8 protein-coding genes are annotated in these 6,710 nt (G+C 49.2%); all 8 read right to left on the bottom strand.

Annotation, left to right across the window (positions count from 1 at the left end):
• Positions 1 to 44 precede the first annotated feature (44 nt).
• The 8 genes from L691_RS0106605 to pxpB all read right to left on the bottom strand — a co-directional run bounded on the left by L691_RS0106605 (position 45) and on the right by pxpB (position 6,703).
• A complete protein-coding gene (locus L691_RS0106605) occupies positions 45 to 995 on the bottom strand; it encodes a DMT family transporter (protein ID WP_025689526.1) in 951 nt (316 codons plus the stop codon).
• Positions 996 to 1,016: 21 nt separating this feature from the next.
• Entirely contained in the window at positions 1,017 to 1,556 is a 540-nt protein-coding gene (locus L691_RS0106600; protein ID WP_025689524.1) for a hypothetical protein, read from the bottom strand.
• A gap of 71 nt (positions 1,557 to 1,627) precedes the next feature.
• Positions 1,628 to 2,095, bottom strand: a complete 468-nt coding sequence (locus L691_RS0106595; RefSeq protein WP_025689523.1) for a DUF523 domain-containing protein — start codon at positions 2,093 to 2,095, stop codon at positions 1,628 to 1,630.
• 25 nt (positions 2,096 to 2,120) lie between these two features.
• Positions 2,121 to 2,558: a HEAT repeat domain-containing protein gene (locus L691_RS0106590; RefSeq protein ID WP_025689520.1), complete on the bottom strand. Its 438-nt coding sequence runs from the start codon at positions 2,556 to 2,558 to the stop codon at positions 2,121 to 2,123.
• Positions 2,559 to 2,684: 126 nt separating this feature from the next.
• On the bottom strand, positions 2,685 to 3,806 hold the full coding sequence (locus tag L691_RS0106585; protein WP_025689519.1) for an ABC transporter permease: 1,122 nt from the start codon (positions 3,804 to 3,806) through the stop codon (positions 2,685 to 2,687).
• A 1-nt stretch (position 3,807) separates the two neighbouring features.
• A complete protein-coding gene (locus L691_RS0106580) occupies positions 3,808 to 4,737 on the bottom strand; it encodes an ABC transporter ATP-binding protein (protein WP_025689518.1) in 930 nt (309 codons plus the stop codon).
• A 278-nt stretch (positions 4,738 to 5,015) separates the two neighbouring features.
• Positions 5,016 to 5,978 carry a 5-oxoprolinase subunit C family protein gene (locus tag L691_RS0106575; RefSeq protein WP_025689516.1) on the bottom strand — a complete coding sequence of 321 codons (963 nt, stop codon included), beginning with the start codon at positions 5,976 to 5,978 and terminating at the stop codon, positions 5,016 to 5,018.
• Positions 5,966 to 6,703 (bottom strand): 5-oxoprolinase subunit PxpB, encoded by a 738-nt coding sequence (gene pxpB, locus L691_RS0106570; RefSeq protein WP_025689514.1) that lies wholly within the window; start codon positions 6,701 to 6,703, stop codon positions 5,966 to 5,968. The genes L691_RS0106575 and pxpB overlap by 13 nt, the downstream gene beginning before the upstream one ends.
• Positions 6,704 to 6,710: the final 7 nt, after the last annotated feature.

Here is a 6,710-nt window from a genome sequence, read left to right as displayed (position 1 = left end):
GCCCCCCCGCCGTATTGGCTGCAAAGCCTATAGGCAGTTCTTTATCAATCACGATAGCGACTTTCACGTTTAAGTCCTCCTCTTTTGCTGCCGATATTTACAACAATGATACCTGAAATAATAATCAGTCCACCCAAAAGCTGGATCGGTAATATGGATTCTCTCAAGATGATATAGCCGCTGATAACCCCTACGATAGGCACCAGATTCAGATAAACGGTCGTTATGGTCACATCCAGATTTTTGAGGGCGTAAACATACAGGAAATAACAAACCGCTGAACAGAACACCGCCAAAAAAATAATATTGACCAAGGCAAATAAAGAAAAAGCATGCCACTCAGAATATTCAAATAAAGATGGAGGGATTAAAATCAAAGTCCCAAAAAGGGTTTGGTAGGTGATTAAAAATAATCCCGAATATTTTTTCTGCAATGATTTGTTCAATAGTGTGTAAAAGGTCCAAGAGAACATGGCGCAAACGATAAACATATTGCCTTTGAAGGTTTCGGATGAAAAGTCAACTTGTCCGTTTGCCGTGATAGCAAGGTAAGCCCCGGTTACCGAACCGATAATGCCCAATATCTGAATCACGGATACTTTCGATTTAAATATAAGAATGTCCAGAATTATGGCAAGGATCGGGATAATAGACGCGATCAAAGACGCGTTCGAGGCGGTCGTATACTTCATTCCGGTATTTTCCAGAATAAAGTATAATGTAATACCGAATAAACCGGCCAACGCCATTTTGGGAAAATCCTGCTTATTTAATTTAGCGGACGGCTCCACTTTCTTTAAAGCTGTGAGCAAGATAACCGTAGTAATCATAAACCGGATCAGCGCCATGGTAACAGGAGGAACTTCAGCCACGACCGTTTTGATGCTTATGTAAGAACATCCCCATAGAACCACCGTAATCAACATCGCTATATTCGCCAGCGGTTGTTTGATTTTCAAGCCGCTTTCACCAAGTTTAGCCTTCTCTAAGTGCATTTCTAGTAGCACACCTCATATCTAATAATGAACTTCAAGTAATTCCTTCAGCTTGAATAATGACCAAACGATGCGGGCGCTGTACTTCTTGTAAACAAACTGGATGCCCTGGTCTTTATAGAGGTCGAAAGAAGTCTGGTTAGTTATGGCCAGATCAGCCATTCCGTTCAGAAGGTAAAGCAGCGCTTCCGTTGTAGAGGATGTTAAAATTTTCACTACATTATGTTCTTTCAGTTCGCCGTTCGATAAAGAACCGATGATATTTTGAACCGGCGAGCAGCAAGCGATTTTGAGCGTGCGGCTAGGATCAATCAATTGACCCTCCCGGCACACGATACCGTATTCCGGCGTTGAGAAGATAAAGTTCAGGTTATTTTCAAAATTATTATTCCAGAAAAAATCAGTTATTCGTTCATAAGCGCTGGGGATTAAAGCATAGCTAATGAACCCTTCCTCCAAGTCGTCAAAGATCTGGGTGAAGTTGTTCTTCAAGATAGAATGATCAACAAATAATAGTCTGATTAAAACACAAATGACCCACAAGAGAGTCACCTTTTTCAAAGTGTCCTTCTTATGGGTCACAGTTCAGATGACCGGGTCAGCCAATCCGAATCCACCCTGGCGAAGCCGATTTACCGGGCGTCGAACTCCCCGGACGCGAACTCTTTTTCCGAGATGACTTTGAAGCCTTCCCGTCTGAGCAGCGCCACCGTGACGCCTTCTCCGGGAATTTTATTGCCTGCAAACCGGCCGTCATAAATCACGCCGCTGCCGCAGGAGGGACTGTTTTCTTTCAGAACGAGGAGAGAAGCATTGTGCTTCCGCGCCGTTTCGAGAGCTTTATAGGCGCCCGCGACAAAGAGCGCGGTAACATCCCTGCCGGACCGGTCAAGAACCTTAGCGTTCCCGGTTAAGACATCTTCGCCCGTTCCGCCTACAATTTCGGCCGGCTCGCGCGGCGTGGAACACCCGCCCAACACTTCGGGGCAGACAAGCACCGCCTTGTTCTCACGGGCCAATTTCTGTATTTTATCCACTACATTATGCGAACCGTCGTACCGGCACTCGACACCGGCCAGGCAAGAGCTGACGATGATCATGGGTTTTACTCCTTTGCAGGCTCCGTTATTTTACCGAAGACCACTTGCTCTCCAGCCACTTGTCGAAATCGGCGCCTTTATCGCCTTCATAAGCGTCATACACGTCGATTCTCATCTTCTTCAGCTTCTCTTTGAACTCTTCATACGTATGTTCACGGGGGAGGCTTTTCTTGATTCGCAGCAGAATTTTGGAAACGCCTTTGAACAGCTCCGGCTTGTCCTTGGAAGGCGCCGCAACAGCCTCGCCAAACGCTTCAAGCTTCCGGTAAGCCGCCTCCTGTACGGTATATACCGGATCGCTTTCAACCAATCGCTTCAGAATATCAATAACTTGCTTGTGAGGATATTTCCCCAGTACCTCCACCGCCTCAAGACGGGCCCGCCAATCGGCGGAGCGTCCTGCGGCTTTTTTCAATTCTGCATAATTCTCGGGGAGTTCAACGTTCTTGTCTTCGTTATTCAAACTGCACAATCCCTTCTCTGATCAATCTTTGTGATAGGGATATTTTAGCGCAGTCTGGCACGGGACTCAACTTTCTGCTGGGCTACAAAGAAAGCGGTCCATTCTATGAATCCTATTTTTGAAAATTTACCGCACCTCCACCTTACCCTTCCGGTAAATCAGCGCCCCAATGGAGAATGCCGCCACGCCCCAAAGGGCGAGGATGCCGATACCGATCCAGAACGAAGAGCTGAACAGGCCGGACCCGTACACCATGCCGTCCCGCATGCCTTCGACGAAATAGGTCAGCGGAAGCACCTGGGTCACCGGTTTCAGCCAATCGGGCAGGCTGCTGGTAGCGAAGAAGACGCCGCTGATAAACATCATCAGGAAGCTCGTGATATTCGCCACGCCCATATAGGACTCGATGGATTTGCTGAAGGAAGAGATCAGATAGCCCAGGGCGTTAAAGGCCAGAACGCCAACGAAGAAGGCGATGATCAATACAGGGATGTTGAGAGCCAGGTTCGCGCCGAACCCGATAACGCCGATGACGGAGAGCAGCACGATCTGCACGAAGCTGAGGACGAAGCGGACCATCATACCGGCGAGGCCGTACAGTCCCATTCGCAGCGGAGTCATGCGCAGCCGCTTCAGCAGGCCGGACCTGCGGATTTCAACCATGTCAACCATCCCGAACAGACCCGCTTGAGCCACAGACAGGGCGATCATGCCGGTCATCAGAAAGTCGACGCTGCTAAGATCCTTGCTGCTGCTGGTTATCGACGAGGTCTGCAGACGGTAGGCCGGCTCGATTCCCGCTGCCGCAAAGCTGGCTCTCTGAACATACTGGTCGAGGATGCCCTGGATCGCTTGAGTGGTGGCATTGCTTTCGTTCTCGGTATTGACGATTAGCTTGATATCCCCGCTGTTCCCGTTCTCCGGAAGGACGATGGCCGCGTCTACATCCTTGTCTTTGACCCAGGCGTCGGCCTGGGCGCTGTCTACGGGCTGCTCCGACTTCCACTCGAAGACCGGGATTTTCCGAAGTCCGGCTTCAAGCGAATCACTGGAGGCACTTGGCGCAGGATTCACCAGCGCTACCTTCGCTTTGAAGTCGCCGCCGTCTCCTCCTCCGCCGAAGATAACCATGAACAGCACCATCAGAATGACAGGAAAAAACAAATTCCAAAACCAGACCGCCTTCTCACGGAACATCGTCTTGAGTTGAGCAACGAATAATTTCATAATCTGTGCGCTTGTGCTCATATCAATCCCTCCATTCCTTGCCCGTAAAGGCAATAAAGACATCTTCGAGACTCATTTCGCGGATGGATACATGCTCGACCCGGTAACCATGCTCCTTGGTGAATCCGAGGAGACCGTACAGCGCCTGTTCCGGCTCCGGAGACCAGAGTGTTACATTCGCTCCCTCCCGTTCCATCCGGGCAATACCCGGAAGGCCGCGCAGTGCCTCTTCGGTCTGTGCCGCCGCATCTTCCCCATCATAAAAAGACAACCGCACTTCCCGCTCCTTCGTCAGTTTGCCGATCAGAGCCGCTGGCGTATCAAGGCTGATGACCGTACCCTGATCAACGATGCAGACGCGGTCGCTCAGCTTCTCGGCCTCTTCCATGTAATGGGTCGTCAAAATAATGGTTGTGCCAAGCTGCTTCAGGCGCAGGATAATATCCCAAATATTGCGGCGCGCCTGGGGATCAAGGCCGGTTGTAGGTTCGTCGAGAAAAATCACCTGCGGATCGTTAATCATCGCAAGTCCGATGGCGAGGCGCTGCCGCTGTCCTCCGGACAGCGATTTAACCCGCTTGCTCCGGTGCTCGGTCAGATTGATCATCTCCAGCACCTCGGCGGTCGATTTGCGTGTGGGATAAAATGAAGCGAACAAATCCAAATTCTCCTCGGTGGTAAGCAGGTCAAATAAAGCGCTGGATTGCGGCTGTACGCCGATCAGCGTCTTGATTGCGCTCTCGTCCTTGCTCCAGGACAGTCCCGCAACGGCAATGCTGCCGGCATCCGGCGGCTGAAGCCCTTCGATTATCTCCAGGGTCGTCGTCTTCCCCGCTCCGTTCGGCCCGATAATCGTAAAGACTTCTCCCGCTTCCACGGTGAAGCTGATGTCTTGAACAGCCTTGACGTCGCCGAATGATTTCCTCAAATTTTTCACTTCAAGCACAGGCATCGGTATCCCTCCAAATATCCGTTTTTTCAGAACTTGACTATATAATAAGACGGGGGCTGAAACAGCTTAACCGTCCGCAAGCCGATCTTGCACTCGGTCCAGCGATGTATATGAATAAGAACCGAGTGCCGCAAAAGGCTTAAAGGGGGGCTCTTTTCTTGGCAGAATCTTCTTAATTATAGAACATATGTTCGGTTTATAGGCATAAAAAAACGCTCCGACGCCAGGTCGGATGCGGATTTTCTTGTGCTATAGGCTATTATAAGCTTTACTTGTAGCTATCCAGATAGCATTCGATTAAGCAGCTTAAGGCCTGAAATCATTTTCTCCCGCTTCGCATACAGCTTTTGAGCATATGTCACATCCACAGCTTCAAATCGAATTTGATCCCGGGGCTTTTTCTGGGCGACATTGGGGAGATCAACGCTGATCACAACTCCGATTTTGGTATAACCGCCTGTCGTCTGGCAATCCGCCATCAGAATAATTGGTTGTCCAGATGCGGGAACTTGGATGGAACCGACTGTGATAAAATCAGAAATAATATCCGCTCCATTCACATGCTCCAATTGTTGTCCCTGTAATCGATACCCCATTCGATCCGATTCATTGGTAACATCATAGGACGTGGAAGTAAACCATTCGAAAGATTTTTGGGTAAACGCATCTGTTTGAGGTCCCGGAATAAAACGTATTGGCCGCTCCTTACGATAGTCGGGAATGGCGTCTGGCTGTAATCTTCTTCCCTCGATATCATAGAGATTAAAGCGGCAGTTGCCTATCGGAATTTCATCGCCAATCTTCAATGCCCTGCCCTCATGCCCTCCATAATGGCCTCGAAAATACGTCGAACGGCTTCCCATAATGGGAGGTACTTCAATTCCGCCCGCAATGGAGATGTATGTTCTGCAGCCAGTAACACAATTGCCGAAGCTTAGCTCGTCATCCTGGCGAACACGAATAGATTTCCACATCGGCACCGGGATGGCGTTCAGCACGGGAGACAAATCTCCGCCTGTAATTGCAATCACCCCGTCTGCAACAAATCTTAATTTAGGGCCGATTAATGTGGCCTCTAAGGCAGCGTCTTCTTCATCATTCCCCACCAATAAATTGGCCAGACGCAAAGATAAACCGTCCATGGCTCCAGAGGTGGATATGCCAAGATTCTGGTATTGGAGACGCCCTAAATCCTGGACGGTTGTAAAGAAACCGGGTTTAACTACTTTTACGAATTCCATTCCCGATCCCACTCTCTCTGTCTTTGATCATCCCACCGTTCCGATTCACCGGCTGAAATAGGCACATATTGTAAGTAATCTCCCGAAACAAGTGCACATGGCCTTTCCTGATAGGGATTAAAAATTTCCATCGGAGTCCAACCCAGCAAGTGCCACCCTCCCGGAGACTCGATGGTGTAGATAGAGGTTTGGTTCGTTGCAATGGATACCGCCCCCTTCCTGACCTTGACCCGGGGATTGGAACGTCTGGGAAGCACAAGTCTCTCGTCAATATCGCCGCAATAGGGCGTCCCGTCTACAAATCCAACCATGTACACGTAATAGGGTTTGGAATATAAGGTTTGGATCACTTGTTCCGGACTTAATCCAGTTCTGGCGGACACCTCTTCCAAGTCGGGACTGTATTCTCCGCCGAATACGACGGGGACATGGATCGTTTTGCTTGGAATGGCGTGATCTTCGGAGATCTGGTCTTCCAGTCCCCGGATTGTATCCGCCAATTTATTGAAGCTGATCCTGACCGGATCATAACAAATGGCTAAGCTATTAAAGGTAATAATCGTCTGAACGATTCCTGAAATCTTCCGGCTGCTGATCAAGTTTGCAAAAGCTTGAACACCTCGATTAATCTCAATTGAGATCTTATTCTCGAATTGCACCACCAGCGTCTGATCTCCTAGCGGAACATATTTCAAGTCATCATGAGAAACATGTTGAGAAGCCAAAAGCCTT

Origin of the sequence: Paenibacillus zanthoxyli JH29 (assembly GCF_000520715.1) — a bacterium.
GTDB classification, from domain to species: domain Bacteria; phylum Bacillota; class Bacilli; order Paenibacillales; family Paenibacillaceae; genus Paenibacillus_AQ; species Paenibacillus_AQ zanthoxyli.
Note: the sequence above shows the minus strand (reverse complement) of the source record. Positions and strands in the feature narration are given on the sequence as shown.

Coding starts and splice junctions, on each gene's coding strand:
- L691_RS0106575 (WP_025689516.1), bottom strand. CDS start 5,978: ATGGAATTCGTAAAAGTAGTTAAACCCGGTTTCTTTACAACCGTCCAG.
- L691_RS0106585 (WP_025689519.1), bottom strand. CDS start 3,806: ATGAGCACAAGCGCACAGATTATGAAATTATTCGTTGCTCAACTCAAG.
- L691_RS0106595 (WP_025689523.1), bottom strand. CDS start 2,095: ATGATCATCGTCAGCTCTTGCCTGGCCGGTGTCGAGTGCCGGTACGAC.
- L691_RS0106580 (WP_025689518.1), bottom strand. CDS start 4,737: ATGCCTGTGCTTGAAGTGAAAAATTTGAGGAAATCATTCGGCGACGTC.
- L691_RS0106605 (WP_025689526.1), bottom strand. CDS start 995: ATGCACTTAGAGAAGGCTAAACTTGGTGAAAGCGGCTTGAAAATCAAA.